Raw genomic sequence first — 26,665 nt, forward strand, 5'->3', positions numbered from 1 at the left:
CGGGCTTCAGCCGCGGGAAGGAAACGCGCACCGGTGACTCGCCGTATCCGGTCGGGTGCTGAATGTCCGGCGGCGAGAGCCGCGCCGTGGGGCATGCCACCGAGGTGACGGGAGATGACGCCTGTGAAGGCCGTGTGTGCCCCCGGCCGAGTTCGTCACGGGGACGACCTCCGGTGAGAAGCGGGAGACCCGGCCCGCGAGGGTGGGAATCCCACGGCCTCGGCCGCGGGATGCGGTGAGCGGGAAGAAGGTCAGTCGCCGGGTCCGAGCAGTGTGTCGAGGAACGAGCCGCAGAACCGGCCGAGAGAGGTACGGCGGCCGATGGGGGGAATGTCGCCGCGGTTGAGCGCGGTGGCGAGGCGAGGCTGGTCGGGGACGCTCCCGGCGTACGGCACGCCGAGCGAACCGGTCACCACATCCTCGTCCAGGACTCCGCCGCGTACGACGGCCCGCACCTCGCCGGTGTGCCTGCGCAGCCCGGTGAGCACCTGGGCCGCGGCGAGCACGCCGCGCACGTCGGCCGTGACGACCAGGAGGGTGGTGGTGGCCCTGCCGAGCGCCTCCACCGCGGCCTGGTCCGGGTGACGCGGCAGGTCGACGACCACCAGGTCGAAGCCACGCCGCCCCGCTTCGAGGACCGAGCGCATCGCCTCGGCGGGGATCGGCTCGACTTCGCCCCGGTGGAAGGAGAGCACCGTCAGCCCCGCGAAGGTCGGCAGCGCCGCCTGGAGAGCGGTGAAACTGACCCTGCCTTCCCGGGCGACCAGGTCGGACCAGCGAGCCCCGTCGGACTCCTCCTGACCGAGGAGGACGTCCAGGCCGCCACCGAGAGGGTCGGCGTCGATGAGGAGGGATCGAAGGCGTTGCCGCGAGGCGGTCAACGCCAGGGAGGTGGCCAGCACGCTGGCTCCGGCCCCGCCACGCCCACCGGCGACGCACACCACCGTCCCGGGTTTCGCGGGCGGTTCCACGGCGTCGGCGAACTCATCGACCAGCTGCCGCTCGGCAGCGGGCAGCTCCAGCACGGCCTGCGCGCCCACCGCGACGCACTTGCGCCACATGTCGGGATCGCCGGAGGCGTGGGTGACGAGGAAGACGCGGGCGCGGGGCGGCGGCCCGGTGGCGGCCAGGGCATCGGCCACGTCGCCGCCCACCACGACCAGCGGGGCACGCCCCCAGTAGGGCCGAGCGTGCACGGGCACATGGGCGACGTCGAGCTCCGCCCCGGCCGCGGCGGCGACGCGGAGCAGGTCGTCAAGCAGATCGTGGTCTTCGGTGATGACCAGTGGACGGTCCACGGGTGCCTCCCTGGGGAGAGGGAGCCTCACCGGGGTCACAACGCCCACGCCTTCGGCGGGGCCCGGGACCTCGGCGGTGGCTCCCCGGGGTGCGGGAGGCCCAGCTTCCGGTACGGGCCGTTCCGCCCGAGGCACCGAACGCCGCACTGTGGACAGGCCCACCGGGAGCATCCCCGCCTGTGGAAAACCGCCGCGAGGCGAGCAGAGGGAGCGGCGAGCCGAGCAGCCGGTGAGGCGGGGAGCCGGAGAACGGTCGGCCCGCGGAGAGCAGCAGGCCGACAAGCCACGGGCAGCGAAACCCGGGACGCCGGCACAGGCTGGGCACAGGCCGGCGAGCCAGGAAGAGGGACAGGACGGCGGGTAGAAAGGGGGCGACCCCCGCCGGGGGGGAGAGCGGGGGTCGCCGACCGGTCCGGCTCTGGGGGGGTAGAGCCGGTCCCGTTTCAGAAGAAAGCTTTCAACAGTTAACCAGAGCATGGCAAGGGGGTCGCAATGCCAACCCATGCGCAGTTACTCCGGTATGGGGAGATACCACCTTATGCTGCCCGATCAACTCAAGTTTCGTCGAGGAGTAATCCCCGATTTCCGCTACTTTTTTCAATGTAACGATCTAGTCTCCGAGCATCGGACAGAGGTCATCTCACCCCCTCCTCGCGCCAACGGCGATCACACTCGGTGATCGCAGCTGGAGCTCCAGGTTGACCCGACGGAGGGATACTTGTCCGTCTTGCGAGGCTTAGAGGCGTAGGGGAGGGTTCGCCCATTAATCTCCCCTGATCCGTAAAGGTCTTGCTCCCAGGGCTTCCCATCAGCCCGGATCGGGCGTACAAAGGTTGCACGGACCACTTGTCCGGGCACAACCCCCGGGTACCCACGCGCCGCCAGCCGCGGGAGGCGCGTTGGAGCGGGCTTGACCCACTCCAACGATTATGAGGTGCACGCCTGGTAACCCGGTGGGGCGTGCCGGCGACGGCGCCCCATACCAGGGGCGTCGTCGGTTTTGTGGGAGCAGACGTCGGCAGGTGTCCGTAATCGGCAGCGGTCCGTGATCGGGTTCGTGATCGACCTCGTCGTCCGGCCCCGCGGTCACCCACCCCACTCCATCGTCCGGCCCCGTCGCCACCCGCGCGGCTCCGTCGGCGCCCCACCCGGTCCAGCGGTCACGCGTTCCGCCCCCTGACATCCTCCTGGCCGCGAAAACCCGCCGTGAAAGCCGGGATTCCTCGCCGAAGCCCGCCGAGGACGAAGCCCTCCAGGCCGTGGCATTCGTATCGCCTTCTCCGACGGCCACGCCGTGGCGGCTCTCCCCGCCCGGAAGCCGCATACCCGCCGTGGCGGCTTTCCCGGCGCGGAAGCCCACGAGCCTCCATGAAGCCCCACGAAGCCCTATGAAAGTCCCACGGAGGCGTTCATGGGGGTCGTGTGCGAACGGGAGCCGCCCTCACGGGCTCCGTCCGCGCGGGGGCCGTGCGCGCACCGAAGACGAGCCTGCAGCCGGCGCCCGTCCTGCCGAAGCCGCCGTCAGACACCATCAGCCGCCGTCCTGCCGAAGCCGCCGTCAGACGCCGTCAGCCGCGCTGCATGGCCTCACAGATCGCCGTGGTCTCGCGCGCGCCCAGCGTCACCGCCGAGGCGCAGTGGCGCACCCAGGCGGCGACGCCTTCGGCGGTACCGCTCAGGTAAGCCCGCAGCCCGTCGGCATAGGCGGGGCCGAGTTCGAGGTGGCCCACCTCGACGGCCACCAGCGACTTCGGGTCCAGGCCGAACTCCACCAGCGTCAGCCGCTCCGCGGCCCGCGCGACCACCCCGTCCGCCGACCCGAAGGGACGCAGCACTGCCAGCTCCGCATGGACGACGGCGGCGAGCACCAGCGCGGGCGCCTTCGAAGGGGACGTCACCAGGTCGACCAGCCCGTCCACCCGCGCCACGGTCTCCTCCGGCCCCGGGGCGGGGCCCAGATCGAGGGGATCGGGCGCGTCGGAGACGGCTCGCGGACGGCCGAGGTTCTCCGTCAGGCCCGTGGCGGCGAGTGTGTGCAGCCTGGCCAGCACCTGCCGGGGCGCCGTACGCCAGGTCGCGCCGAGTCGTCCCAGCTCCGCCGAGACGCGCAGCGCGCCCTGGATCACCGGATCGGTGACCTCGGGGACGGCCTCCAGGGGGACGTCCACGCCCTCCAGAGCGGCCGACGCGCGAGCGCCGCGCAAGGCGGACCTGGCGGACACCTCCGGACTCTTCCGCCGCAGCACCCGGTGCCCGTAGAGCCGATCGACGGCCTTGCGCGCGTCGGTGACCGCCTCGGACACTCCGGGCATTTCTGCGATGACAGCCAATGGGTCGCTCACGCTGCCCGACCCTACCGGGAGCCCGGGAACCCTCCGGTGACGGCCTGCCGGGCGAGACGGGAGCCCTCCGGGCACGAGCCCTCAGGCGAGCAGGCCGCGAAAGAACCCCACCCCCTGCCACTGCCTCCACGACGTCCAGCCTGCCGGGAGGCGCCCGGAGCCGTCGGGCGAGGGGCGGCGGCGGGGAGGACCGGGAGCCTCGCCGCAGGAGCCGGAGCCGTCGACAGGTAAGGGCTCCCGCCCGGGGTAGGGGGAGACCCGGCGGCCGGCGTAAGGGAGCCGGGCGCCCGGAGCGAGTGGACCGGTCGGCTCGGGAAGCGCGCGACGAGCGGTACCGGAAACGGCCGGAGAACCGTTCAGCGAGCGCATGCCACCGTCCGGCGCACCGTCGCGCCAATATGCGTTGAATAACGCCTTCGACATTCCTACGGTGTCGAAAACACAACGTTTCCCAGCCAACTCCTCCCGCCATTAAGCGGATTTGAAGCCATATGTCACCTCATCACCGATTGGTACAGACCTGTCTAGACCTCTTGTGGCGAGGACTGCTGGCCTGGTGAAGTGGGACACGACTAGTCGACAGCAGTACATAAGGAGTGCGTAGTGGCCCCGGAGACCCCTGGTTCCGAGTCGCGTGAGACCCAGGAGACCCTGTCGAACCTGCTGCACGAGACCCGACGGTTCGCCCCTCCCGCCGACCTGGCCGCGGCCGCGAACGTGACCGCCGACGCCTACGCCGAAGCTCAGCAGGACCGCCTCGCCTTCTGGGAGAAGCAAGCCGACCGGCTGACCTGGTCGAAGCGCTGGGACAGCGTCCTCGACTGGAACCCGCCCTTCGCCAAGTGGTTCGTCGGCGGTGAACTCAACATCGCCTACAACTGCGTCGACCGCCACGTCGAGGCGGGACGGGGCGACAAGATCGCCTACTACTGGGAAGGTGAGCCCGAGGGCGACAGCCGCACGCTCACCTACGCCGACCTGCAGCGCGAGGTCGCCAAGGCCGCCAACGCGCTGCGGGAGCTGGGCGTCGGCAAGGGCGACCGTGTCGCGATCTACATGCCGATGATCCCCGAGCTGCCGATCGCGATGCTGGCCTGCGCCCGCCTCGGCGCGATCCACTCGGTGGTGTTCGGTGGATTCTCCGCGAGCGCGCTCAGCGGCCGCATCCAGGACGCGGACGCCAAGGTCGTGGTCACCGCCGACGGCGGCTACCGCCGCGGCGCGCCCAGCGCGCTCAAGCCCACCGTCGACGAAGCGATCAAGGAGTGCCCCGGGATCGAGCACGTGCTGGTGGTCCGCAGGACCGGCCAGGAGGTCAGCCAGACCGACAAGGACGTCTGGTGGCACGACCTCGTCGAGCGGCAGCCGGACGTCCACGAGGCGCAGCCGAACGACGCCGAGGACCCGCTCTTCATCCTCTACACCAGCGGCACGACCGGTAAGCCCAAGGGCATCCTGCACACCACCGGCGGCTACCTGACCCAGACCGCCTACACGCACAACGCGGTGTTCGACCTCAAGCCCGACACCGACGTCTACTGGTGCACCGCCGACATCGGCTGGGTGACCGGGCACTCCTACATCGTCTACGGCCCGCTGGCCAACGGCGCGACCAGCGTCATCTACGAGGGCACACCCGACACCCCGCATCGCGGCCGGTTCTGGGAGATCGTGCAGAAGTACAACGTCACGCTGCTCTACACGGCCCCGACCGCCATCCGTACGTTCATGAAGTGGGGCGACGACATCCCCGCCAAGTACGACATGTCGTCCCTGCGGATCCTGGGCAGCGTCGGGGAGCCGATCAACCCCGAGGCCTACATCTGGTACCGCGAGCACATCGGCGGCAACCGCACCCCGGTCGTGGACACCTGGTGGCAGACCGAGACCGGCGCCATCATGATCAGCCCGCTGCCCGGGGTGACGGAGGGCAAGCCCGGTGCCGCGATGCGCCCGCTGCCCGGCATCACCGCGGACGTCGTCGACGACCAGGGCAACAGCGTCGGCAACGGCGGTGGCGGCTACCTGGCCATCCGTGACCCGTGGCCGTCGATGCTCCGCACGATCTGGGGCGACGACCAGCGCTACATCGACACCTACTGGTCCCGCTTCGAGGGCATGTACTTCGCGGGCGACGGCGCCAAGAAGGACGAGGACGGCGACATCTGGCTGCTCGGCCGGGTCGACGACGTCATGCTCGTCTCCGGGCACAACATCTCCACCACCGAGGTCGAGTCGGCGCTGGTCTCGCACCCGAAGGTCGCCGAGGCGGCGGTGGTCGGCGCGACCGACCCGGTGACCGGCCAGGCCATCGTGTCGTTCGTGATCCTCCGCGGCAGCGCGGAGGAGGGCGAGGACATCGCCACCGAACTCCGCAACCACGTGGCCAAGACCCTGGGCCCGATCGCCAAGCCGCGCCAGATCCTGGTCGTCCCCGAGCTGCCGAAGACCCGGTCGGGCAAGATCATGCGGCGCCTCCTGCGCGACGTGGCGGAGAACCGCAGCATCGGCGACGTCACCACGCTGGCCGACAGCACGGTGATGAACCTCATCTCCGAGAAGCTGCCCAGCGCCAAGAGCGAAGACTGACCGGTCTCGGGGGAGAACCCCGAGGCTTCGACGCACGGCGGTAGAAGGGCGCGAATCTCCGGCGACGGGGGTTCGCGCCCTTCTCCATGCGATCCCTACGACCCTTGCGGCCCGGCGCCCCTTGCGCCCCCTACGACCCTTGCGGCCCGGCGATCCATGCGCCCCCTTCGGCCCCTGCGGCCCTGCGCCCCCTACGTCCCTTGCGGCCCCGCGCCCCCTACGCCCCTCCAGCCCCTGCGGCCCTGCGCCCCCTACGTCCCTTGCGGCCCCGCGATCCCTACGCCCCTCCGGCCCCTGCGATCCGTGCGATCCTCCCCTGCCGTCCGGCTCTCTCCTCTCACCGGCCCTCACCGGCGGCCCCTTCGACCGCGAGCCGTGTCCTCCGCCCCGGACCGGCAAACCCTGCCGGGACCCCTTCCGCGGATTTCTGTAGGCTGGCGATCAGGTGTGTCGGAAGCCCGATCGGCCGGCGGGGGAACGCCCCCTCGTTTCCCCGGAGGTCTCATGCCCCGCAACGGTGTTCACCTGACCGCCACCGGGGTAGCTTCCCGGCGTGTTGACCCGCGTGCGGCGACTCCGGCGAGAAGAGCTCCCTCGTCGGACCGGACGATCGACCGCATCCGCGTCACCTGGAGAGCCCCACGCCGCGCGTGCGCGACCGCGGCATCGCGCAGCATGATGTTCGACACCGACCTGCGATAGGAGATCGTTCTTGACACCCTCCCCACGGCCGGAGCCGGGGGATTCCACCCCGCGCGAGTCCGGTTTCCCGCTTCACCGGCGGTCGCCCCCGGGCCGCATCCGGGCGGGGTCTTACCGGGCCGCCACAGGCCTCACAACCCGCCGGACCGGTGGCATGGTGCTCGCCGCCGAACGATCGGTACCGTACCAGACACGGTGCGTCAACCCTACGCGTTTCCTGCCCGAGGCCGAGGCCCGGGATCTCCATACTGGAGGAATTCGATGACAGACAATCCGCCCGCGGAACCGCAGGAGGAGTCGCTGGGCGAGCTGGTCGCCGCCGCCAGCGACCACATCTCCACCCTGGTCCGCGCCGAGATCGAACTCGCCAAGGCCGAGTTCAGGTTCGACGCCAAACGGCTCGGCACGGCCGCGGGGCTCTTCGGCGCCGCCGCCTTCATGGGCCACCTGTGCCTGATCCTCGCCTCGTTCGCGATCGCGTACGGCATGGTCGCCCTGGGCGTGTGGACCTGGCTGGCCTTCGCCATCGTCACCGTGTTCTACCTGATCGTGGCGGGGCTGCTGGTCTTCATCGGGATCCGGCGGCTCAAGGGCCTGACCGGGATGAAGCGAACGCTGCGCTCGCTCAAGACCATCAAGAGCGGCGAGCCGGAGCCCGGCCTCACCGCCGCCCCGGCCTCGCCCACCGCGGGCCAGATCGGCAGCCATCGCGAGCCGGTGAGACCGGGCCAGTGAGCCGTCCCGACGAGTCCCTGGTCAGGGTCGAGGGCCCCTGGACCCACCGCGCCGTCCACGCCGGTGGCACCCGCTTCCACGTCGTGGAGGCCGGTACGGGCCCGCTCGTGCTGCTCCTGCACGGCTTCCCGCAGTTCTGGTGGAGCTGGCGCCACCAGCTCGTCTCCCTGCCCGCGGCGGGCTACCGCGCCGTCGCCGTCGACCTGCGGGGCTACGGTGCCAGCGACAAGCCGCCGCGGGGCTACGACCTCTACACTCTGGCCGCCGACGCGGCCGGGCTGGTCCGTGCCCTGGGTGAGACCGGCGCGATCGTCGTCGGTCACGGCTGGGGCGGCCTGGTCGCGTGGACGATGGCCGTGACGGACCCCAAAGTGGTCCTGCGGCTGGTCCCGGTGTCGGCGCCGCACCCGCGCAGGCTGCGCAGCGCGCTGTTCAGCGAGCCGTTCGGCCAGCTCAGGGCCGCCCGATACGCGCTGGGCTTCCAACTGCCGCTGCTGCCCGAGCGCCGCCTGACCTCCCGCGGGGGCGCCAGGGTGGGACGGCTGCTGGACCAGTGGTCGGGCCCCGGCTGGCCGGACGAGGACGTCTCGAAGACCTACCGCGAGGCGTTCCGCATCCCCAACGTCTCGCACTGCGCGCTGGAGTATCACCGCTGGTTCGGCCGCTCCCAGCTCCGTCCCGACGGGATGCGCTACGCGAAGACCATGCGTGCCCAGATCAACGCGCCCACGCTGCAGTTGCACGGCGCGCTCGACAGGCACGTGCTGCCCCGCACCGCCCAGGGCTCCGGCCGCTACGTGGCGGTGTCCTACCAGTGGCGGCTGGTCGACGGCGCCGGGCACTTCCCGCACGAGGAGCGCCCGGCGGAGTTCGACGCCGAGCTGGTCTCCTGGCTGGCCGACCCGGAGCCCGACCGGTGAACGGGCGCGATCGGGACGCCGAGGGCAGGCCCCGCAACCAGCGGCCCCGTGACGCGTTCGGGCGACCGCTACCGCACGGCGCCGAGGGCGTCGAACGCGTTCCCGACGACTACGCGCCGAGCGCGGAGGAGGCCCTGTCCGAGGCGCGGCGGCTGCTGGGCGAGCGGCGGCCGTTCCACGCCCACGAGGTGCTGGAGGGGCGCTGGAAGAACTCCCCGCAACAGGAGCGGGAGCTGTGGCAGGGTCTGGCGCAGATCTGCGTCGGCCTCACCCACCTGCAGCGGGGCAACCGGCGCGGGGCCGCCGCGCTGTTCGCACGCGGCGCCGACAGGATCAGCCGGTACGGCATGCCGTACGAGCGGATCGCGAGGACCGCCCACCTGCTCGACGAGCTGGAGGCCGACGCGGCGATCGCCAGGATCGAGTCGCTGCTGTAGGAGGCGCCTCCCGCGGGATCCGCAGAATCCGCAGGGGCGGAGGGACCGGCGGGGGCGGAATCCCGGAGCCCGCAGCGCCCCGGGGGCTCCCGAGGGCCGCGGACGCCCCGGTTACTGGTCGCACTCCTGGGTGTCGACCCGGTTGAACAGCTTGGAGCCGTCTTCGGCGTCCGGCGCCACCTCGGCGGCGGTGAGGACGTAGCCGGTCTCCTGCTGGTCAAGGGCCGCCGCGAAGACGACGCCGTAGACCTTGCCCTCCGGAGTCAGCAGCGGACCGCCGGAGTTGCCCTGCCGGACCACGCCGCGGATCGCGTAGACGTCGCGGTAGACGGTCTTGCGCTCGTAGATGTCGGGCCCCTTGGCCCTCTGCTGCACCCGGATGCGGGCCTCGTTCATGGTGTAGCCCTGGCCGTGCGGGAAGCCCGCGACGATCGCGTCGTCGCCCTTCTTGGCGGTGCCGTCGAAACGCAGGATCGGCATGTTCAGGTCGGGGACGTGAAGGATGGCGATGTCCCTGTCGGGGTTGTAGAGCACGACCCGGGCGGCGTGGGACCGGTTCGTGTAGTCGGTGACCTGGAGCTCCTGATCGACCCCGGCGACCACGTGGGCGTTGGTCATGACCTTGTTCTGGGCGTAGACGAACCCGGTGCCCTCGATGTGTTTGCGGCAGCTGGAGGCGACACCCTGGACCTTGACGATGCCCCGGCGGGCCCGCGAGAGGGCCCGGTTGCCGCGGGCCACGCTCTGGTCGGGCGGCGGGACCTCGACGAACTGGCCGCCCCCGATCGCGTCGAACACCTTGGGGAAGCCGGAGGTGTCGATGAACTCCTTGATCGGCTTCTGGATGTCCTTGGCCGCCTGCGGCATCGCCTGATCGACGGTGCTGATCAGTAAGGACTTGTTGACCTGCTCGCTGAGCAGCGTGAACTGCGAGAAGGTGACCAGGGAGCCGATCAGCCAGGCGATGATCAGTACCGAGAAGGCGCTGGCGAAGGTGCCGCCGACCGCGTCGACGACCTTGGCGGGCTCCCAGGTCACGTGGCTGCGGACGACGGCGCCGATCGTCGAGGAGGCGAACTGCCCGATCGTGGCGGCGAGGAAGACGATGACGATCGCCAGCAGCGCGCGCTCGGTATCGCCCTCGACGATGGCACCGGCGATCGGCGGGGCGATGAACATACCGAGCAGGCCGCCGCCGACGAACCCGATGAAGCTCAGGGCCCCGATGATGAACCCCTGGCGGTATCCCGACACCGCGAAGGCCACCATCAACGCGATCAGGATGAGATCGAGGAGATCACCATTCACTCCTTTACGGTATCCAGACACCGCCCCGCGCGTGCACGCCTTCTCAGGGGTCTGTGCCGTTATCGTGGCCGAATGGCAACGATCGGGGGATCGGCGGCCGTGGAGGCCCTCATCGAGACCGCGCTGCGCGACCGGGACCAGGACGGCGCGATCCGCTGGCGGGCGATCGAGGAGCTGCAGCGGCGGGGCGACCTGGAGACCTTCACCGCGGCCAAGCGCCTGTGCGCGGGCGAGACGCCCGCCGAACGCATGCTCGGGGTCGACATCCTGGGCCGGCTCGGCTTCGTCGACCGGAGCCTTCCGGTGCTCCGGGCCCTGTCCGCCCGCGAGGACGACTGCCTGGTGCTCTACTCGGTGCTGATCGCCTTCGGCCACCTCAGGGACCGCCGCGCGCTGCCGTCCGTGATCGCCCTGTCCGAGCACGCGGACCCCGGGATCCGGTACGGCGCGGCGTACGCGCTCCCGAACATCATGGGCAGCCCGCCCGACCCGACCGGCCTGGCCGCCCTGCGGCGGCTGGTCCACGACCCCGACGAGGACGTGGCCGACTGGGCCTGCCTCGGCCTGGCCCTGTCAACGGGACGCGAGGTTGAGGACGTCAGGCGGGAGGTCCTCGACCCGTGAGCGGTCCCAGGGAAGGGCGAAACCCGAGCCGGCGAGCACCCCGTCGAGCACTCCCGCGGTGAACCCCCACACCAGCAGCCCGCGCACCCGGAACGCGGGCCCGGAGTGACCGCTGGGGTGGCGGAGCCTGAGCCGGTTCGCCGGGTCGACGAGCTCGCGGATCGGGACCCGCTCCACCGACTCCACCTCGTCGGGTGAGGCCGCGTGCACCGCGCAGGGCGTGTGCCACCAGGCGAGCACCGGGGTCACCCGGTTGTCACTGCGGCTGACGTACAGCTCGGGCATGGTCCCGACCACGTGGACGCCGGCCGGGTCGAGGCCGGTCTCCTCCGCCGCCTCGCGCAGCGCCGCCGCGACCGGGCCGCCGTCCTCGGGGTCGACCCCACCACCGGGGAAGGCGGGCTGGCCCGCGTGCGTGCGCCCGCGCGAGCTGCGCTGGATCAGCAGCACGTCGGGACCGAACGGCCCCTCTCCGAAGAGCAGCAGCACCGCGGCCGGACGCCCACCGGACGCCGGCGGGCGCATCACCGGGGGAACCGGTGTCCGCGCGACCCGCCCCGCCAGAGTCTCCAACCACCCAGGGACTTCCACGGGCACACCTCCGATCTTCTGCAACACACCGTCCTGTCCCCCGCTTCCCGGCCGCGGCCGACGAATGACCGGGAAAGGCGGCGGCCCGAAGGACACCTGCCGGGCGGTCACGAGAAAGGACCGGGACGCACCAGTTTGGCGGCCTCGGCCGGGTCGGTGGGGCCGATCCCGTACGAGGGGCAGAGCACCGCGAGCGGGCAGGCGCCGCAGGCCGGCCTGCGGGCGTGGCACATACGGCGGCCGTGCCAGATCAGGCGGTGGGACATCATCGTCCAGTCGCGCTTCGGGATGAGCCCGGCGACGTCCTGCTCGATTTTCACCGGGTCGGTCTCCGCGGTCCAGCCGAACCGCCGGGTCAGCCGCTGGAAGTGGGTGTCGACGGTGATGCCGGGCACGCCGAAGGCGTTGCCGAGCACCACGTTGGCGGTCTTGCGGCCGACCCCCGGCAGGGTCACCAGGTCCTTCAGCCTGCCCGGGACCTCACCGCCGAAGCGCTCGCACAGGGACTGGGCCATGCCGATGATGCTGTTGGCCTTGGCCCGGAAGAACCCGGTGGACCGGATGATCTCCTCCAGCTCGGCCCGGTCGGCTGCGGCGTAGTCCTCTGTCGTGGGATATTTGGCGAAAAGGCGAGGCGTGACGGCGTTGACCCTCTTGTCGGTGCACTGCGCGGACAGAATCGTCGCGACCAGCAGCTCGAGCGGGTTGCCGAAGTCGAGCTCGCAGTGAGCGTCAGGGTAGGTTCCCGCCAGGATTCGGTCCATTCGCCGAGCTCGACGGACCAGAGCGAGCCGGGATTCCCCGGCGGGACGCGCGTTGCGGAGCACTCCGACAGCCTACGCTCAAGGCCCGCCTGAGAGCTTCATGGTGGGATGGGTCACAATGACTGCGTGAGCCGTGAACCAGGAGGCATCGTGAACACCGACGACGTGCTGGCCAAGGCCCCTCTGTTCGCTGCGCTCGACCGTGAGGGCGCCGCCGCACTGCGCACGAGCGTCTCCGAGGTGGAGCTCTCCAAGGGGCAGACCCTTTTCAGCGAGAACGAGACCGGGGACCGCCTCTACGTGGTGCTGGAAGGAAAGATCAAGCTCTCCCGCACCGCCCCCGACGGCCGGGAGAACCTGCTCAGTGTGCTCGGCCCGGGCGAGATGTTCGGCGAACTGTCGCTGTTCGACCCCCGTCCCCGGACGGCGACCGCCACCGCGCTGACGGACGTCCGCCTGGCCGGGCTCGGCCACGACGACCTGCGCCCCTGGCTGACCGGCCGCCCCGAGGTCGCCCTGCACCTGCTCCGGGCGCTGGCCCAGCGGCTCCGCCGGACCAACGACGTGCTGGCCGACCTGGTCTTCACCGACGTGCCCGGCCGGGTGGCCAAGGCTCTGCTCGACCTCGCCGACCGCTTCGGCCAGCGGGTCGACGACGGCGTCCGCGTCCACCACGACCTCACCCAGGAGGAGCTGGCCCAACTGGTCGGCGCCTCGCGCGAGACCGTGAACAAGGCGCTGGCCGACTTCGCCCAGCGCGGCTGGCTGCGCATCGAGGCCAAGGCCGTGGTCATCATGGACCTGGAGCGCCTGCACAACCGCTCGCGCTGACCCGGCCCCGCGCACATCCGCGCCACCCCGCGCGCCCGCGCCACCCCGCATGGCCGGCGCCGCCGGCCGCGCCGCCCCGGCACGCACGACCGATGCCCGCCGGTCCCGTCGCTGTCATCCGCCGGCCGTTCCGGCCCGCGGCTCGGACGGCGCCGGCCCGTTGTAGGCCCGTCGGTCCGTCGTCGGCCCTGTAGGCCCGTCGGTCCGTCGTCGGCCCGCCCGAGGCGGACGGCGTCAGGCGTCAGGCGTCAGGCGTCAGAGGCCGTCCAGGTAGGCGAGCTGGGCGCGCACCGACATCTCGGCGGCGAACCAGAGCGATTCGTCCACGCCCGCGTAGACGATCTCGACGATCTCCCGCGGTGTGACCGCCCCCCGCTCCCGCGCGGCCCGGATCTGGTCCAGCCGCCGCCGCCGGTGCGCGATGTAGCCGTCGAGCGCCCCGATCGGATCGGGCAGCACCGGGCCGTGGCCCGGCAGCAGCGCCTCCGCGCCGACCTGCTCGGCCCTGGCGCGGAGCAGGTCCAGGGAGCGCAGGTAGTCGGCCAGGTCGCCGTCCGAGGCGATCACCGTGGTGCCCCGGCCGAGCACGGTGTCACCGGTGAGGATCGCCCGGTCCTCCGGCAGCCAGAAGCAGAGCGAGTCGAACGAGTGGCCGGGCGTGCCGACCACGTGCAGCTCAAGGTCGCCGGCCACGAGCACGTCCCCGTCGCCGAGTCCCTCCTCGCCCAGGCGGTGCGCGGGGTCCAGGGCCCTGACGGGCGCGCGCACCAGGCCGGCGAACGTACCGGCGCCGGCGCTGTGGTCGCGGTGGCCGTGGGTGAGCAGGATCGCGACGACCCTGCGCCCCTCCAGGTGCGCGACGACCCGGGCGAGATGCCCGTCGTCGTCCGGCCCCGGGTCGACCACCAGCACTTCCTCACCGCGACCGATCACCCAGGTGTTGGTGCCGTCCAGCGTCATCTCGGACGGGTTGGGGGCCAGGAGGTTGAACGCGTGGTCGGTGCCCGACCCGTCGGGCCCCGTCAGGGGGATCCGCAGCCCGCTCACGCGCCACCGAACCGGTAGTCGTCGTCGAGCACGATGCGCATCTCCCCGTCCACTTCGGCGATCTTCGGCATGAACGTCACGATCTCACGCTCGGTCGCGAGCACGTCGGTGACCTTCTCGTACGCGGCAAGCTCGCCGAGCGTGCGATGGGTCGGGGGCATCAGGAAGATCTGGCCCTCCGCGGCGCGGGCGAGCGCGTCGGCCGGCCGTACCCAGACGACCTGGTCGGCCTCGCCGCCGACGTCGCGGGTGCGCTGACCGGGCGGGAGCGCGGCGACGAAGAAGCGGGTGTCGAAGCGCCGGCTCTCGACCTCGGGGGTGATCCAGTGCGCCCAGGGGCGGAGGAGGTCGGCGCGGAGGACCAGGCCGCGCCTGCCGAGGAACTCGGCGAAGGACAGGGTCCGGTCGATCAGGGCGAGCCGGTCGGCCTCCCAGTCCTCCCCGGTGGTGTCGGCCACGACGGACTCGGCGGAGAGCCCGGCGAGCAGCACGCCCGACTCCTCGAAGGTCTCCCGGACGGCGGCGCACACCAGGCCGCGGGCGGTCTTCTCGTCGGCGCGGAAGATCTCGCCCCAGGCCGCGGGCGACGGCCCGGACCAGGCGATCGCCTGGTCGGTGTCACGCGGGTCGACCGAACCTCCGGGGAAGACGTAGGCCCCCGCCGCGAAGGCCATGCTCGACTTGCGCCGCAGCAGGTAGACCTCCGCGGCGCCGGAGCCCTCCCGGAGGATGACCACCGTGGCGGCGTCCCGGGCCGGGACGGGCTCCACCCGCCCGGCCAGGATGTCGCGCGCACGCTCACCCAGCGCGCCAGGAAGCGGGATACCGCCCATTCAGACCCTCCACCGAACATCGCTCTGTTCCAGGGTCCATCATGTGGCACGGCCCCGCCCCGGACAATCGCGGGCCCGCCCCGGCGCCCGGCCGGCGCACCCGGGCGCCGTCAGCGGTCCTGCCCCGATCTCAGCGCACCTCGGCGATCAGCGCGCTCCGGCCTCGGCGTCCCGGCGATCAGCACGCCTCAGCCCTTGCGCCCCTCGCCCTCGGCGCCCCGGCGATCGGCAGGCCCCGATCTCAGCGCACCTCGGCGATCAACTCGACCTCGACCGGCGCGTCCAGCGGAAGGACGGCGACGCCGACGGCGCTGCGGGCGTGCTTGCCCTGCTCGCCGAGGACCTCCGCGAGCAGCTCGCTGGCCCCGTTGACGACCTGCGGCTGGCCGGTGAAGTCAGGGGCGCTGGCCACGAAGCCGACGACCTTGACGATCCGGACGATGTTCGACAGGCCACCGGCCGCCGACGCGACCGCGGCGAGGGCGTTGAGCGCGCAGATCCTCGCGAGCCCGTACGCCTCCTCGGCGCCGACCTCCGCGCCGACCTTGCCGGTGACCGAGAGCTTGCCGTCCACCACCGGCAGCTGGCCCGAGGTGTAGACGTAGTCGCCGGAGCGGACCGCGGGGACGTACGCCGCAAGCGGCGGCACGACCTGCGGCAGGGTCAGGCCGAGCTCCGCCAGTCTCTCCTCGGCCGTCACTGCTGAGGTCGCTTCAGGTAGGCGACCAGCTGCTCGGGGTTGGGCCCCGGCACGACCTGGACGAGCTCCCAGCCGTCCTGTCCCCAGTTGTCGAGAATCTGCTTGGTCGCGTGGACCAGCAGCGGCACTGTCGCGTACTCCCATTTCGTCATGCGGGACACATTAGCGAGACCGCCCCGGCCGGGCGGCCCGAAGGGGCCCCGGCGCCCGCGGCGTGGCCGTGCGGCGATAGATCGTTGTGAGAATCTGCATATTTACTTTCCACATCCCATCGGTTAGAGATGCGGCCCCACCGCCAGGCAGGGCACCCGTGCCCGGCCTCGCCGGTCGGGCCCCCGGCGCGGGAACGTCCCGGCCGCCGGGGCGCCGTCCCGGGCTCGGAGCGCTGACCAGCGCGATCGGCGGGCGCGGCCCGGACGGGGCGGTGAGCGGGCCCGCGCCCGTCGATCGCCGGGACACCGGGGCGGCGCGAACACGGCACCGGGACACCCCGGGACCCCCGCGGCGCGGCATCGCGGCGGGCTCCGACCGTCAAGGGTCCGGCGAGTTGTCAAGTAACCGTTGGGTAGCCTTCGAAATGTGAAAGCTCGCGACACCGATTGGGACGGCGTACGCCTTCACGTCGTCACCGGCAAGGGCGGCACCGGCAAGACCACGGTGGCCGCCGCACTCGCCCTCGCCCTCGCCGCGGGCGGCCGGAAGGTCCTGCTCGTCGAGGTCGAGGGCCGGCAGGGGATCGCCCAGATCTTCGACCTTCCCCCGTTGCCGTACGAGGAGCGCAAGATCGCCGTCGCGCCCGGCGGCGGGGACGTCTACGCGCTCGCCATCGACGCCGAGGAGGCCATGCTCGAATACCTCGAGATGTTCTACGGCATGCGCCGGGCCGGCATGGCTCTCACCAAGATGGGCGTCGTCGACTTCGCCACCACTATCGCCCCGGGTTTTCGCGACGTCCTGGTCACCGGCAAGACGAGCGAGGCCGTGCGGCGCAGGGGCAAGGACGGCCGGAGGGTCTACGACGCGGTCGTGCTCGACGCGCCGCCGACCGGCCGGATCACGCGCTTCCTCAACGTCACCAACGAGGTCGCCGGGCTGGCCAGGGTCGGCCCGATCAAGAACCACGCCGACCTGGTGAACGGCGTCGTGTCCTCCCCCGAGACCGCGGTGCACTTCGTCACGCTCCTGGAGGAGATGCCGGTCCAGGAGACCTTGGACGGCCTGGGAGAACTGAGCGAGGCCGGGCTGCCGCCGGGCGGGATCTTCACCAACATGGTCCGCGAGTCGCTGCTGCCCGCGTCCGTCCTGGACGCCGCGGCCGAGAACCGCTTCGACCCGTCCGAGCTGGTGCTCGGCCTGAAAGCCGCCGGGCTCACCGACGGCGGGCCGGCCGCGGTCGCCGTGGCCGAGGCGCTGACCGAGGAGATCGCCGAGCACGCCCGCCGCAGCGAGCTGGAACGCCGTGAGAGGATGGCGCTGGACAGGTCCGCCCGCCCCCGCTACGAGCTGCCGTTACTGGCCGACGGAGTGGATCTGTCCGGGCTGTACGAGCTGGCGGAATCGATCCGCACCCAGGGAGCAGCGTGAAGACCTCGCCGGTTCTCGATCTCGACGCGATCATCGACGACCCGGGCACCCGGATCATCGTCTGCTGCGGCTCCGGCGGCGTCGGCAAGACCACCACCGCCGCGGCGCTGGGGCTCCGCGCCGCCGAGCGCGGCCGCTCCGCCGTGGTGCTCACCGTCGACCCGGCCCGGCGCCTGGCGCAGTCGATGGGGCTCACCGAGCTCGACAACATCCCCAGGCCGGTCACCGGCGTGGCCGGCTCGGGCCACCTGCACGCCATGATGCTCGACATGAAGCGGACCTTCGACGAGATCATCGAAGCGCACGCCGACCCCGAGCGGGCCCGTCAGATCCTGACGAACCCCTTCTACCAGTCCCTGTCGTCGAGCTTCGCCGGCACGCAGGAGTACATGGCGATGGAGAAGCTCGGCCAGCTCCGCCAGTCGGACGAGTGGGACCTGATCGTCGTCGACACCCCGCCGTCCCGCTCGGCGCTCGACTTCCTGGACGCGCCCGAACGACTCGGCCGCTTCCTCGACGGCCGGCTCATCCGGTTGCTCATGGCTCCCGCCAAGGCCGGTGGGCGCAGTGCGTTCAAGCTGCTCAACATGGGTTTCGGCATCGTCGCCGGGGCGCTGACCAAGCTGCTGGGCGCCCAGGTGCTCAAGGACCTGCAGACGTTCGTCTCCGCACTGGACGCCGTCTTCGGCGGATTCAGGGCCCGTGCGGAGCAGACCTACCGGCTTCTGCAGGCCCCGGGGACCGCGTTCGTCGTCGTGGCCTCGCCCGAGCGTGACGCGATGCGTGAGGCGTCCTACTTCGTGGAGAGGCTGGCCGAGGAGCGCATGCCGCTGGCCGGGCTCGTGGTCAACCGGGTGCACCGCTCGCCCGCAGCCGTGCTGTCGGCGGCCCGGAGCGCCGCCGCGGCGGAGGACCTGGACTCGCGCGGCGAACACGAGCTGACCTCCGCCGTGCTGCGGCTGCACGCCGACCGCATGCAGCTGGCCGCCCGCGAGCAGCGCGAGCAGGAGCACTTCGTCTCCGCCCACCCCACGGTGCCCGTGGCGCGGGTCCCCGCCATGCCGGAGGACGTGCACGACCTGGAAGGGTTGCGCGAGGTGGGCCGCCTGCTGGCCGACCAGCGGTAGTCACCGCGGCCACCGCGCGCCATCGGGCGCGCGCGGGGTGGCACCCGGGCGTTCGCCGGGGCCGGCCTGGCTCGGCGGGCCCCGACATACGCGTACGGCCGGCGCCTGGGCGCCGGCCGTACGGAATATGTGCGAACTCAGCCGGCGATCAGCTCGTTCGTCCGCTCGTATTCTTCTTTGGCCATCTCCAGGAGCTCTCGCCAGGAGTCGACATCCGGTCGCCGGCGCAGCAGCGCCCGGCGTTCGCGCTCGGTCATTCCGCCCCACACCCCGAACTCGATGCGATTGTCCAGCGCATCGGCGAGGCACTCGGTCCGGACCGGGCATCCTCGGCAGATCAGCTTTGCTCGGTTCTGGGCAGCACCCTGAACGAACAGCGCGTCAGGATCCGCACCCTTACAGGCCGCACGGGAGGTCCAATCCGTGATCCACATTCGACCCCACTCCCCTTAGGTGGTCAGTCGTGACTTGGGCCGACGGGCGCGGGCGTCGGGCCTCAGGTATTCAATTGCTGAAAAGAGAACGTACGCAATCAGACGTTCGGGCCGACAGACCCCGGCGGGACCAAATTCTCACATGGTCATCCACGGCCATCTGGCCGGGAATGACTAGTCACCTGACCATGCCGCTGCGGGAAGTCGCGACAAAATGGTGTTCCGTGACTGTTTGGGCCATCCGTCCGACGTACCCTTGGATTCGTGCAAGCTCAAGGCAAAGATCAGGGATCGGCGATCGGCAACGTCGTCAAGCTGCTGGGCGCGGCAGCTGTCACGGGTGTGCTGGTCGCAGCCGTGGCGCTGCCGGCGGTGGGCGGCGCGGGAATCACGGTGAACGCCACGACGGATGAGCTGCGCCTTCTTCCCGAGGAGCTCAAAGAGCCCCCGCTCCCGGAGAAGACCACCCTGCTCGACGCCGACGGCAAGCAGTTCGCCCAGTTCTACTTCGAAGAGGGCAACCGCGAGTCGGTGAAACTGGACCAGGTCGCCGACATCATGAAGACCGCGATCGTCGCGATCGAGGACTACCGGTTCTACGAGCACGGCGCGATCGACCTGGAGGGCACCTTCCGTGCGGCGGTGAAGAACGTCTCGGGCGGCGGGGTCATCCAGGGTGGCTCATCCATCACCCAGCAGTACGTCAAGCTCGTGTTGGTCAACAGCGCCGAGACCAAGGAGGAGCAGGACGCCGCGCAGGCGCCCACCCTCTCACGCAAGCTGAACGAGCTGCGCTACGCGCTGGCCGTCGAAGAGAAGTACACCAAGTCGGAGATCCTTGAGCGCTACCTGAACATCTCCTACTTCGGCGCGGGCGCCTACGGCATCCAGGCGGCCGCCAAGCGCTTCTTCGACAAGCCCGCCTCCAAGCTCAACCTGTGGGAGGCGGCCACACTGGCCGGAGCGGTACAGAACCCGAGCATGACCGACCCGAGCCGGGGCAAGGCGTTCCGCGACCGGCTGCTGCAGCGACGCAACGTCGTGCTGGCCCGGATGGCCGAGCTCGGCAAGATCACGCCGCAGGAGGCCGAGGAGGCCAAGAAGAAGAAGCTCGGCTGGAAGGACATCCCCGCTCCCGGCGGGTGCGAGGAGAGCGACTTCCCCTACTTCTGCCTCTACGTCCGGAACGAGCTCCTGATCAACGAGGACTTCGGCAAGACCCGCAAGCAGCGCGAGCGGACGCTGCACCGGGGCGGCCTGGTCATCAAGACGACGCTCGACAGGCAGGCGCAGAAGGCCTCGGAGAAGGCGATCCGGGAGTACGTCAAGACCAGCGACAAGCCGGTCGCCTCACAGGCGATGGTCGTCCCCGGCACCGGCGCCATCAAGGCGATGGCCGCCAGCCGGAAGTTCGGGACGAACAAGAAGAAGAACGAGATCAGCTACAACCTCGTCGGCGACGTGGCGCACGGCGGCGGCGGCGGGTTCCAGGCGGGGTCGACGTTCAAGCCCTTCACCCTGCTGGCCGCCCTCGACCAGGGCATGAAGCTCAACGACGGCTTCGCCACCGGGTCCAGCTACAACGCGCCGAGCTACGGCGCGTTCCGCGACTGCAAGGGCAACGCGGTCGGTGACCCCAAGCACCCGGTCTTCAACTCCAGCGAGGGCGGCGGCGGCTTCAAGACGCTGACCACCGGCACCCTGGGCTCGGTGAACACCTTCTTCATGCGCCTGGAGCAGGAGGTCGGCCTCTGCGAGACGGTCAAAATGGCCAAGGACCTGGGCATCAAGCGCGCCGACGGCAAGCCGCTGCGGGAGGTCGAGACCTTCACGCTCGGCGTCAACGAGATGGACCCGGTGACGGTCTCCGCCGCCTACGCGACGATCGCCGCCCGCGGCACCTACTGCACGCCGATCGCGATCACCGAGATCACCGACCGCACCGGCAAGAGCACCTCGTACAAGCCGAAGTGCAAGCAGGTCCTCGACGAGGAGGTCGCCGACGCGGCCGCCCACATCATGTCCGGGGTGTTCACCAAGGGCACGATGACCGAGGTCGGCGGGATCGGCCGCCCGGCGGCCGGCAAGACCGGCACCACCGACGCCTACACCGCCGCCTGGTTCGCCGGCTTCACCCCCGACCTCGCCTCCGCGGTCAGCCTCGGTGACCCGCGCGGCGCCTTCAAACACGACCTGACCGGCGTGACCATCGGCGGGCGTTACTACGACTACGTGTACGGCGCCACGATCTCCGGCCGCATCTGGAAGTACTCCATGCTCGACGCGCTCAAGGGCGTCGAGGCCACCCCGTTCACCCCGGTGAACATGGACCGCTTCGGCGGCTGCTCCGGCGGCCGGTGCGCGCCCAAGCCCCCGCCGCAGCCCGACCGGGGTGACAACGACGGCGACCGCGGCGACCGCGGCCCGTTCTCACCCGGCGAGGATGGAGACGACCCCAACGGCGGTACGTTCTGGCCGGGCAACGACGGTGACCGCGCCACCACCGGGAGCGTCCCGATCGTCACCCAGTGACGACGGCGGAGCCCCCGTGCCGGCCCCCGAGGGGTCCGGCACGGGGGCTTCCTGCCGTCGGAGCCCGCTGAGGGGTCCGGCAGGGCCCCTGCCGTCGAGGTCCGCGTCGACCGCCCCCGGGAACCGTCCGGTTCCGTGAAGGCCGGCAGGTGGGCCCGCATCGGCCGCCCCGAGAACCGGGGAGTCCGGCTCCGCGGGGGCCGAAGGGGTCAGGAGGACAGGCGGGCCCGGACGGCCTGGGCGACGCGGCTGCCCTCGGCACGGCCGGCGACCTTCGGGTTCACGATCTTCATGACCTGGCCCATGGCCTGCGGCCCGGAGGCGCCGCTCGCGGCCACGGCCTCATCCACGATCGCGGCGAGCTCCTCGTCGGAGAGCTGGGCCGGAAGATAAGCCTCCAGCACGGCCTGCTCGTCCAGCTCGGCCTGCGCCTGCTCCGCGCGCCCGGCGCCCTTGAACGCCTCGGCCGCCTCGCGGCGCTTCTTGGCCTCCTTGGTCAGCACCTTGAGGATCTCGTCGTCGGTCAGCTCACGCGCCGCCTTGCCCGAGACCTCCTCGACGTTCACGGCCGCCAGGGCCATGCGAAGCGTGCGGGTGCGGACCTCGTCCCTATTCTTCATGGAGGCCGTGAGATCGGCCTTCAGCTTGTCCTTCAATGCGCTCATGCGCTCCATCTTGCCGCCTCACCAGCCCCGCTGTATCCCGAGTTTCCGTTCGCAACGCCGATCTCGGGCATGATGAGAAGGTGAGGAAAGCAGCCGCGGTTTCCCTGTCCCTGTTCGGCGCCGGCCTGGCCGGCCTCGCCTACGCCTCGATCGTCGAGCGCAACGCGTTCCGGCTGCGGCGCTTCGACGTCCCGGTGCTGGAGCCGGGGCAGCGTCCGGTGCGCATCCTGCACCTGTCCGACCTGCATCTCACCCCCGGCAGACGCATGCTCATCAACTGGGTCCGCTCGCTGGGCGCACTCAACCCCGACCTGGTGGTCAACACCGGCGACTCCATCGCCCACCCCGACGCGATCACGCCGCTCATGCACGCCCTGGAGCCGCTGCTGTCGCGCCCCGGCCTGTTCGTCTACGGCTCCAACGACATGTACGCACCACGGCCCAAGAACCCCGTACGGTATCTCTGGCGCACCTCCAAGGCGGACTACGGCCAGAAGGTCCCCTCGCTCCCCTGGGAGGAGCTGGGCGCCGCCATGACCGCCGAGGGCTGGCTGGACATGAACAACGCCACCGCCCGGGTCAAGGTCGGCGACCTCGACGTGGCCGTGGGCGGCATCCACGACTCCCACATCAACCTCGACCGCTACGACCTGATCGCCGGTCCCGCCCCGGCCGCGGCCGACCTGCGCCTGGGCGTGATGCACTCGCCCGAGCCCCGCAACATGTCACGCTTCGCCGCCGACGGCTACCAGCTCCTCCTGGCCGGCCACACCCACGGCGGTCAGCTCTGCATCCCCTTCTACGGCGCCCTGGTCACGAACTGCGGCATCGACCGCGCCCGTGTCAAAGGCCTGAGCCGCCACGAATCCGCCTTCCTCCACGTCTCGGCGGGCCTCGGGACCAGCCCTTACTCCCCGGTCCGCTTCGCCTGCTACCCCGAGGCGAGTCTCCTCACGTTGCTCCCCCGGCGCCGAGGCGGCGCAAGCACCCGCGAAGTCCGCTAGACTTTCCCAAGCACGAGCAAGACAGGCGTGCGAGCGGGGTGTAGCGCAGCTTGGCAGCGCGCTTCGTTCGGGACGAAGAGGCCGTGGGTTCAAATCCCGCCACCCCGACCCGATAGTTGCAGGCAAGGGCCTGGTCACCGGAGACGGTGATCAGGCCTTTCGCTTGTGGGCCACACGCGTCGCGGAAGCGGACGGGCCCACGCGTTCCGCGGCATCCTCACCCGGCATCGCGGAACCCACGCCGAGACCGGCCGGGCTCGCGCTCGCCAGGATCAGTTCCGTCCTCGAACCGCGCCTGGATCGACCCCGACGCCGCCCAGGACGAAAAGGGCTCAGTGTTGTCAACCGGACATCCTCCCGCCCCGTCTCTCCTGTACCCCCTCTGTCGCAACAGGAGCCGCCGTGCGCCCCCGCTCGATCCTCCCGTTCGCCGCCCTGACCGCCGGCCTGGTCCTCTTCTGCCAACCGGTGCATGCCACCCTCCCCGAGGCGGGGCAGGGCGCGACCGTCGTCACCGGCATCGTCGAGTACCGTTGCGTCGCGACCGGCGTGGATGAGACGCAGGACATCAAGGTCGAGGTCGCGCTGACGATGCCGGACGACGCGACGACGGGCAAGCAGATGACCATCGGCTGGCGCGGAGCCTACGTCGACGACACCGCGTTGAGAGTGCCCTCCACGGGTCTGGCCGGCGGCACCAAGCTGTACGCGTACGCGTCCATCAGCGGGCTGGCCAAGCTGACCTCCGCCACCGGGGTGGGCGAGCTCGGTACGCTCGGCGCGGGTCAGGCCATCCCCCTGCCGACGGCCGTGATCCCCCTGAGGACGACCTCGTCCAACGCGGGCACCGCGACGGTGCGGCCGGGTGACATCAACTTCGGGACCAGGCCCAACGAGCCGTCGATCCGGTGTGAGGCACGGAACGCCACCGCCCTGACGACCTACCCCCTCACAGTCGCCTCCGCAGACGGTCGGCCGGACGAGGACGACCAGCCGACCGAGGACGACCGGCCGGGCGAAGACGACCAGCCGACCGAGGACGACCGGCTGACCACGAGCCCGCAGCCGGCCCATACCGTCACGGCGACCGTGACCCGGACCTCGACGGACGGGAACGGCGGAGTGAACAGGACACCGGCGGGCGGAGCCGCGACCGGAGGTGGCGGCGAGTCCGGCCCTGACGGGCGGACGTTCGTGCTGATCGGCTTCCTGCTCATCCTCGCCGCCGCCACCGGGCTCCTGCTGCGCCGTCGCAGCCTTCCCAGAGGCTGACCGTCCCCGGTGTTCACCCTGGCCGGCCCCGGCCGACCGCGCGTCACGGATCGGTGGAATCACCACCGCCGGTGGACCGGCCGGATGACGCCACGGTGCTCCTTCGTCACCCCGTGGCCGAACCACCGCCGAACGCCCTCACCGCCCTCCCGCTTCTTGTCGTTCATCGTTAGCATCGGGAAACGACAAGGAGGGCCCATGGGATGGGAACGACTTCGGACGTGGTCGGCCCGCACCTGGTGGGCGGTCTTCGAGAACCTGATCTACCTGGCTTTCGCGATCGCCGTCATCGCCCTGCTCGGCACGGCGTGGATGACCTCGGGAGTGACCCACACGGGCCCCGCCACGATGGAGGTGCCCGGCTTGTCAGGCTGGCCCTTCGCCGACTACCGGCAGGTGGGGCCGCTGAGGATCGACCTGCACCACAGCGCCTCCATCTCGCTCGACCGTCCGGAGCGGTGGCAGATCCTCCTGCTGCGCCTGCCGTCGGTGGTGACGGCGCTGCTGACCACCATTCTCACCTTTCTGCTGTGGCAGGTCGCCCGAACCCTCAGATCAGGCGATCCCTTCATGTCACGCAACGCCCGTCGGATCTTCATCATGGCCGGCTGCGTGGCGGGGTACGGCCTGCTCGTCGAACCGCTCCGGACGCTGGTTGCCGTGATCATGGTGGACGGTACGCCCGCCGAGGGGATGGTCGACGCCGACTGGCCGTTCGCCCCGGCCCCCATCGGGTTCGCCCTCCTTCTGGCCGCGCTGGGGACGATCTTCAGAAAGGGCGCCCGCCTGCGTGAAGACGCGGAAAGGCTGGTCTGACATGCCGCCCGGCACCGGACACCACGTCCACGCCCTCCGGAGGGACACGTGGTGAAAGCATGAGGCATCGGCTCGTGGCCGTTCTCCTGCTCCTGACCGCCGCGCTCGCGGTCACTCCCGGCACGGCCTGCGCCTGCGACTGCATCTTCCCCGCCCCGGCGAAGCAGATGCGGGAGGCCGAAGCAGTGTTCACCGGGACGGCGGTGGCCGCCCGCCGGCCCGAGCGCGACCCCTTCGGGCCCATCCCGCCCGTCGTCTACACCTTCCGCGTCGACCACGTCTACAAGGGGCCGCCAAGCGCCGAGTTCGAGGTGGCCACGCCCGTCGAGGAGGCGGGGTGCGGCCGCCGGTTCGACACCGGGTCGCGGTACCTGGTGTTCGCCGAGCAGGGCGCCATGGGGTCGGGCCTGTTCGCGGCCGATCCGGGCGTGCCCCTGTACACCTCGCTGTGCCTGAGCAACCGGAGAGTCCGCCCGGGTGACGGCCCCCTTCGCAAGGAGGACGGGTTCCAGGACGTGGAAGCGCTCACCGACGACCTTCTCGCGGCTCTCCGCACGGGCGCCGCCCCCCGGGCGACCGCCGCCACCACCCGGCCCGGCGCCTCCGGCGCCGAGCCGGCCCCGCTCTGGGTCTACGGGGTGACGGCCGTGGCGGTCACCGGCCTCGCCCTCGCGGGGTGGCGGCACTCCGGACGATCCCGAAGGTAGGAGCGGCTCCACCTTCAGTGGTGGTAGGCGTGGACGACCGCGTGCCCCCGACCCCGGCCGATGATCCACTTGTTGACGGGCGTGGTGACCAGGAAGGCCACCAGCAGGGCGAAGGCCAGGGCTCCCCAGAACAGGCCGGAGGTGAGACCGGCGTCCATCGCACCGGGGACGGCGACCATGACGGCGTTGTCGACGATCTCCATGACCACGATGGACAGGGTGTCGGCGGCGAGCGCCAGCCGGACGGCCTTGCGCCAGTCGACACCGGCCCTGCGCAGCCCGACCAGGGTGAGCGCGTAGCCGAAGAAGAAGGCCAGCGCGACGGCCAGCACGATGGTGGGCACGTTCGGCCAACCGAGCGCCGTGCCGATCACCATGCCGAGCACCTCGCCGATGGCGCACCCGGTCAGGCAGTGCAGGGTCGCCGACGCGGCCACCCGCCACGTGGCCTTCTGCCGGTGACCGGCGTGCCGACCGGCCCCGTGGTGACCCGCGTGGCCTTCGTGGCCCGCATGCGCGCGATGGTCAGACCCGCGACTCTTCTCGTGCTCAGTGTGATCAACGTGGTGCATGGGCTCGGACATCCCAGCCTCCTGGCTCGCACTTCTCTCCAACCTCGCCCACCATATACCCCATGGGGGTATATGGCAATCGGTCTTTTCACCAGCCAACCTCGCGACACCGGATCAACCGAAACCACGAACTCGTCGTTCGCCGGGCAACGGCACGACAACAACACATGGCCTGCGCCTACGACGGCCGGTAGCATTGAGCGACCGGCTGCTGGAGGGGAGTCGCGCCCG

Annotated in this window: 25 protein-coding genes and 1 tRNA gene; 14 read left to right on the forward strand and 12 right to left on the reverse strand. The window is 71.1% G+C overall.

Features of this window, described 5'->3' with window-relative positions; all coding sequences use genetic code 11:
- Window positions 1-251: 251 nt before the first annotated feature.
- Together ssd and ABD841_RS21510 are read right to left on the reverse strand one after the other, a co-directional pair.
- The gene (ssd, locus tag ABD841_RS21505) at window positions 252-1,298 is read right to left on the reverse strand and encodes a septum site-determining protein Ssd (protein WP_344974545.1); all 1,047 of its coding nucleotides are present in this window, start codon (window positions 1,296-1,298) and stop codon (window positions 252-254) included.
- Window positions 1,299-2,866: 1,568 nt separating this feature from the next.
- Entirely contained in the window at window positions 2,867-3,610 is a 744-nt protein-coding gene (locus tag ABD841_RS21510; protein WP_344974547.1) for a Fic family protein, read from the reverse strand.
- Window positions 3,611-4,243: 633 nt separating this feature from the next.
- Here ABD841_RS21510 and acs point away from each other — a divergent pair.
- The 4 genes from acs to ABD841_RS21530 all read left to right on the forward strand — a co-directional run bounded on the left by acs (window position 4,244) and on the right by ABD841_RS21530 (window position 9,023).
- Complete coding sequence (gene acs, locus ABD841_RS21515; protein ID WP_344974551.1) at window positions 4,244-6,229, forward strand: acetate--CoA ligase; 1,986 nt, start codon at window positions 4,244-4,246, stop codon at window positions 6,227-6,229.
- Window positions 6,230-7,192: 963 nt separating this feature from the next.
- On the forward strand, window positions 7,193-7,666 hold the full coding sequence (locus tag ABD841_RS21520) for a phage holin family protein (RefSeq protein ID WP_344974554.1): 474 nt from the start codon (window positions 7,193-7,195) through the stop codon (window positions 7,664-7,666).
- The gene (locus ABD841_RS21525; RefSeq protein WP_344974557.1) at window positions 7,663-8,586 is read left to right on the forward strand and encodes an alpha/beta fold hydrolase; all 924 of its coding nucleotides are present in this window, start codon (window positions 7,663-7,665) and stop codon (window positions 8,584-8,586) included. The genes ABD841_RS21520 and ABD841_RS21525 overlap by 4 nt, the downstream gene beginning before the upstream one ends.
- Entirely contained in the window at window positions 8,583-9,023 is a 441-nt protein-coding gene (locus tag ABD841_RS21530) for a DUF309 domain-containing protein (protein ID WP_344974561.1), read from the forward strand. The genes ABD841_RS21525 and ABD841_RS21530 overlap by 4 nt, the downstream gene beginning before the upstream one ends.
- Before the next feature lie 111 nt (window positions 9,024-9,134).
- Here the strand turns inward: ABD841_RS21530 and ABD841_RS21535 are convergent, their stop codons facing one another.
- Window positions 9,135-10,331 (reverse strand): MarP family serine protease, encoded by a 1,197-nt coding sequence (locus ABD841_RS21535; protein WP_344974564.1) that lies wholly within the window; start codon window positions 10,329-10,331, stop codon window positions 9,135-9,137.
- A gap of 72 nt (window positions 10,332-10,403) precedes the next feature.
- On the opposite strand from ABD841_RS21535, the gene ABD841_RS21540 reads away from it, so the two are divergent.
- A complete protein-coding gene (locus ABD841_RS21540; protein WP_344974566.1) occupies window positions 10,404-10,955 on the forward strand; it encodes a HEAT repeat domain-containing protein in 552 nt (183 codons plus the stop codon).
- On the opposite strand, the gene ABD841_RS21545 is transcribed toward ABD841_RS21540, so the two are convergent.
- Both ABD841_RS21545 and nth read right to left on the reverse strand, forming a co-directional pair.
- Window positions 10,905-11,546 carry an NUDIX hydrolase gene (locus ABD841_RS21545; RefSeq protein WP_344974569.1) on the reverse strand — a complete coding sequence of 214 codons (642 nt, stop codon included), beginning with the start codon at window positions 11,544-11,546 and terminating at the stop codon, window positions 10,905-10,907. The genes ABD841_RS21540 and ABD841_RS21545 overlap by 51 nt on opposite strands.
- A 107-nt stretch (window positions 11,547-11,653) precedes the next feature.
- Entirely contained in the window at window positions 11,654-12,310 is a 657-nt protein-coding gene (gene nth / locus ABD841_RS21550; RefSeq protein ID WP_344974572.1) for an endonuclease III, read from the reverse strand.
- 150 nt (window positions 12,311-12,460) lie between these two features.
- On the opposite strand from nth, the gene ABD841_RS21555 reads away from it, so the two are divergent.
- Window positions 12,461-13,141 (forward strand): Crp/Fnr family transcriptional regulator, encoded by a 681-nt coding sequence (locus ABD841_RS21555; RefSeq protein WP_425582019.1) that lies wholly within the window; start codon window positions 12,461-12,463, stop codon window positions 13,139-13,141.
- Window positions 13,142-13,396: 255 nt separating this feature from the next.
- On the opposite strand, the gene ABD841_RS21560 is transcribed toward ABD841_RS21555, so the two are convergent.
- From ABD841_RS21560 to sp36, 4 genes are all read right to left on the reverse strand, one after another.
- Entirely contained in the window at window positions 13,397-14,188 is a 792-nt protein-coding gene (locus ABD841_RS21560; RefSeq protein ID WP_344974575.1) for an MBL fold metallo-hydrolase, read from the reverse strand.
- A complete protein-coding gene (locus ABD841_RS21565) occupies window positions 14,185-15,021 on the reverse strand; it encodes an NUDIX hydrolase (protein ID WP_344974578.1) in 837 nt (278 codons plus the stop codon). The genes ABD841_RS21560 and ABD841_RS21565 overlap by 4 nt, the downstream gene beginning before the upstream one ends.
- Window positions 15,022-15,262: 241 nt before the next feature.
- Window positions 15,263-15,721 (reverse strand): RidA family protein, encoded by a 459-nt coding sequence (locus ABD841_RS21570; RefSeq protein WP_344974581.1) that lies wholly within the window; start codon window positions 15,719-15,721, stop codon window positions 15,263-15,265.
- Entirely contained in the window at window positions 15,718-15,873 is a 156-nt protein-coding gene (sp36, locus tag ABD841_RS21575) for a Sp36 family protein (RefSeq protein WP_344974583.1), read from the reverse strand. The genes ABD841_RS21570 and sp36 overlap by 4 nt, the downstream gene beginning before the upstream one ends.
- Window positions 15,874-16,300: 427 nt before the next feature.
- On the opposite strand from sp36, the gene bagA reads away from it, so the two are divergent.
- Both bagA and bagB read left to right on the forward strand, forming a co-directional pair.
- Window positions 16,301-17,305: an ATPase BagA gene (gene bagA / locus ABD841_RS21580; RefSeq protein WP_344974584.1), complete on the forward strand. Its 1,005-nt coding sequence runs from the start codon at window positions 16,301-16,303 to the stop codon at window positions 17,303-17,305.
- Window positions 17,302-18,432 carry an ATPase BagB gene (bagB, locus tag ABD841_RS21585; RefSeq protein WP_344974587.1) on the forward strand — a complete coding sequence of 377 codons (1,131 nt, stop codon included), beginning with the start codon at window positions 17,302-17,304 and terminating at the stop codon, window positions 18,430-18,432. Before bagA ends, bagB begins: the two co-directional genes overlap by 4 nt.
- Before the next feature lie 137 nt (window positions 18,433-18,569).
- On the opposite strand, the gene ABD841_RS21590 is transcribed toward bagB, so the two are convergent.
- Window positions 18,570-18,866, reverse strand: coding sequence for a WhiB family transcriptional regulator (locus tag ABD841_RS21590; RefSeq protein WP_184537432.1), 297 nt, complete (start codon window positions 18,864-18,866; stop codon window positions 18,570-18,572).
- Between the two features lie 264 nt (window positions 18,867-19,130).
- Here ABD841_RS21590 and ABD841_RS21595 point away from each other — a divergent pair, with 264 nt between their 5' ends.
- Window positions 19,131-21,398 (forward strand): transglycosylase domain-containing protein, encoded by a 2,268-nt coding sequence (locus tag ABD841_RS21595; protein ID WP_344974590.1) that lies wholly within the window; start codon window positions 19,131-19,133, stop codon window positions 21,396-21,398.
- Between the two features lie 209 nt (window positions 21,399-21,607).
- Here the strand turns inward: ABD841_RS21595 and ABD841_RS21600 are convergent, their stop codons facing one another.
- Complete coding sequence (locus tag ABD841_RS21600) at window positions 21,608-22,063, reverse strand: GatB/YqeY domain-containing protein (protein ID WP_344974592.1); 456 nt, start codon at window positions 22,061-22,063, stop codon at window positions 21,608-21,610.
- Between the two features lie 80 nt (window positions 22,064-22,143).
- Here ABD841_RS21600 and ABD841_RS21605 point away from each other — a divergent pair, with 80 nt between their 5' ends.
- The 5 genes from ABD841_RS21605 (at window position 22,144) to ABD841_RS21625 (ending at window position 25,862) form a co-directional block, all read left to right on the forward strand.
- Complete coding sequence (locus ABD841_RS21605) at window positions 22,144-23,067, forward strand: metallophosphoesterase (RefSeq protein ID WP_344974593.1); 924 nt, start codon at window positions 22,144-22,146, stop codon at window positions 23,065-23,067.
- A 34-nt stretch (window positions 23,068-23,101) separates the two neighbouring features.
- Window positions 23,102-23,175, forward strand: a tRNA-Pro gene (locus ABD841_RS21610).
- Window positions 23,176-23,469: 294 nt separating this feature from the next.
- Entirely contained in the window at window positions 23,470-24,339 is an 870-nt protein-coding gene (locus ABD841_RS21615; protein WP_344974596.1) for a hypothetical protein, read from the forward strand.
- Between the two features lie 198 nt (window positions 24,340-24,537).
- The gene (locus tag ABD841_RS21620; protein WP_344974599.1) at window positions 24,538-25,155 is read left to right on the forward strand and encodes a DUF2975 domain-containing protein; all 618 of its coding nucleotides are present in this window, start codon (window positions 24,538-24,540) and stop codon (window positions 25,153-25,155) included.
- Between the two features lie 59 nt (window positions 25,156-25,214).
- The gene (locus tag ABD841_RS21625) at window positions 25,215-25,862 is read left to right on the forward strand and encodes a hypothetical protein (protein ID WP_344974602.1); all 648 of its coding nucleotides are present in this window, start codon (window positions 25,215-25,217) and stop codon (window positions 25,860-25,862) included.
- Window positions 25,863-25,876: 14 nt separating this feature from the next.
- Here ABD841_RS21625 and ABD841_RS21630 read toward each other — a convergent pair whose 3' ends face one another.
- Window positions 25,877-26,299, reverse strand: coding sequence for a DUF4396 domain-containing protein (locus ABD841_RS21630; RefSeq protein WP_344974604.1), 423 nt, complete (start codon window positions 26,297-26,299; stop codon window positions 25,877-25,879).
- Window positions 26,300-26,665 lie beyond the last annotated feature (366 nt).

Source organism: Streptosporangium fragile (genome assembly GCF_039534445.1).
Taxonomy (GTDB): domain Bacteria; phylum Actinomycetota; class Actinomycetes; order Streptosporangiales; family Streptosporangiaceae; genus Streptosporangium; species Streptosporangium fragile.

Bases quoted from the DNA above. Each gene is read 5' to 3' on its own strand.
- ABD841_RS21510 (WP_344974547.1), bottom strand. From the start codon at position 3,610: ATGCCCGGAGTGTCCGAGGCGGTCACCGACGCGCGCAAGGCCGTCGAT.
- ABD841_RS21520 (WP_344974554.1), top strand. From the start codon at position 7,193: ATGACAGACAATCCGCCCGCGGAACCGCAGGAGGAGTCGCTGGGCGAG.
- ABD841_RS21540 (WP_344974566.1), top strand. From the start codon at position 10,404: ATGGCAACGATCGGGGGATCGGCGGCCGTGGAGGCCCTCATCGAGACC.
- nth (WP_344974572.1), bottom strand. From the start codon at position 12,310: ATGGACCGAATCCTGGCGGGAACCTACCCTGACGCTCACTGCGAGCTC.
- ABD841_RS21565 (WP_344974578.1), bottom strand. From the start codon at position 15,021: ATGGGCGGTATCCCGCTTCCTGGCGCGCTGGGTGAGCGTGCGCGCGAC.
- sp36 (WP_344974583.1), bottom strand. From the start codon at position 15,873: ATGACGAAATGGGAGTACGCGACAGTGCCGCTGCTGGTCCACGCGACC.
- ABD841_RS21590 (WP_184537432.1), bottom strand. From the start codon at position 18,866: ATGTGGATCACGGATTGGACCTCCCGTGCGGCCTGTAAGGGTGCGGAT.
- ABD841_RS21600 (WP_344974592.1), bottom strand. From the start codon at position 22,063: ATGAGCGCATTGAAGGACAAGCTGAAGGCCGATCTCACGGCCTCCATG.
- ABD841_RS21620 (WP_344974599.1), top strand. From the start codon at position 24,538: ATGGGATGGGAACGACTTCGGACGTGGTCGGCCCGCACCTGGTGGGCG.
- ABD841_RS21625 (WP_344974602.1), top strand. From the start codon at position 25,215: ATGAGGCATCGGCTCGTGGCCGTTCTCCTGCTCCTGACCGCCGCGCTC.